General features: G+C 66.6%; 2 protein-coding genes. Both read left to right on the forward strand.

Annotated elements, in window-relative coordinates:
• Positions 1-152 precede the first annotated feature (152 nt).
• The gene (locus tag RWX45_RS12875) at positions 153-368 is read left to right on the forward strand and encodes a hypothetical protein (RefSeq protein ID WP_316024115.1); all 216 of its coding nucleotides are present in this window, start codon (positions 153-155) and stop codon (positions 366-368) included.
• Positions 328-1712 (forward strand): terminase (locus RWX45_RS12880; protein WP_316024116.1); only part of this gene is annotated, 1385 nt, incomplete at its 3' end. The genes RWX45_RS12875 and RWX45_RS12880, both read left to right, overlap by 41 nt.

Raw genomic sequence — 1712 nt, forward strand, 5'->3', positions numbered from 1 at the left:
CCCGAAGGCATTGCGACATATCTCCCCACCCATTTTCCCCAAGATTAATTGCGCTGGAATAGTTGGAGTGATAAATGACACGCGTAAGATTACATGCGGTAGATGATAGTGAAACTCCGGAACGGCGGGCGATTACATCTATTACGCAAGCGGTGGCTGAGGGCACTGACCGTGACGTGCTGATGCTGACACGCGCCCGCCTAGCGCGTGCGATGGACAGCGAGGCGACGCCGGCGCGGGACCTCGCCGCCCTGTCGCGGCGCATGCTTGAAGTGGACAAGCAGCTGCGGGCGCTGGATGAGCAGCGGCGCGAGGAGGTCGCGGAGGATGACCAGCCGGTCAGCGACGAGTCCTGGAAGGCAATTTGAACCGCACCTGTCCACGATTGCTAAGCACCTGATCCTGCCTGAGGGGATTGTCTCCACCGGCTGGCCCGCCGTTGAGGCCCGCTGCAAGAGGATGGGGCTCGACTTCGACCGGTGGCAGGCAGACCTTGGGCGGGCGATTCTCGCGAAGCGCGAGGACGGGCAGTATGCGGCCGGGGTCGGCGGCGTGCAGTTGTCGATGCCGCGGCAGGTCGGCAAAACCTACACGCTGGGTGCAATCACATTCGCTCTGGCGACGCTGTACCCGGATCTGCTGATGCTGTGGACCGCGCACAGGAGCCGGACGGCGGATGAGACGTTCGAGTCGATGCGTGGCCTGGCGCTGCGTGAGCAGACGGCGCCGTTCGTCGAGCGTGTGCGGCAGGCGAACGGCCAGCAGTCGATCCACTTCCATAACGGTTCTCGCCTGTTGTTTGGAGCCAGGGAGTCCGGCTTCGGGCGTGGCTTCGCGAAGGTTGACATCCTGATTTTCGACGAGGCACAGATCCTCACCGAGCGTGCCCTCGACGACATGATTCCGTCGACGAACGCCGCCCCGAACGCGCTGGTACTCCGCGCAGGTACACCACCAAAACCCACAGACCCGTCCGAGCCCTTCGCCGAGTTTCGCAGGTCAGCGCTCGCAGGGGACCTCACGGACGGCCTGTACGTTGAGCTGGGCGCTGATGATGAAGCTGCCGTTGACGACCGCAGGCAGTGGCGCAAGGCAAACCCGTCCTACCCCCGCCGCACCCCGGAGTCCTCGATCTTGCGGATGAAACGCCAGCTCGGCGCCGTTTCGTTCCGCCGTGAGGGCCTGGGGATCTGGGACCGTGACACCATCACAGCTACCGCCATTGACGAGGCCGATTGGAAGGCGTGCCTCGTCGGCGCCGAGGACGTGCCGGCCGGTGCGCGCTGGTGTGCCGCCCTGCGCTTCTCGGTGGACGGTAGCGTGCTCGCGCTCGCCAGGGCCGGCGCCGTCCGGACAGGACGCGGCAAGACCGGCCCGGTACACGTCGAGCTCGTGGGCCTGCGCCCGATGAGTGATGGGGTCGCCTGGGCTGCCGGCTGGGTTGCTCGACATGCTGACCGGCTCGCGCAGATCGTCGTCGAGGGACGTTCCGGCGCGGGGGACATGGCTGACCGGCTGCGGTCGGCGGGCGTGCCCGCCAAGGCGATCATCACCCCATCCGCGCAGGACGCGGCCGCCGCGCACGCGATGGCCGACGCCGCTATCCGCGAGCACTCCATGACCCACCTGGCGGACGATGAGCTCGCCGCCGAGGTCGCGGTCGCCACCAGACGGCGGATTGGCCGTAATGGCGGGTTCGGCTGGTCTGCCCC

It is taken from the genome of Actinomyces sp. MRS3W (assembly GCF_032465695.1).
Taxonomy (GTDB): Bacteria; Actinomycetota; Actinomycetes; order Actinomycetales; family Actinomycetaceae; genus Actinomyces.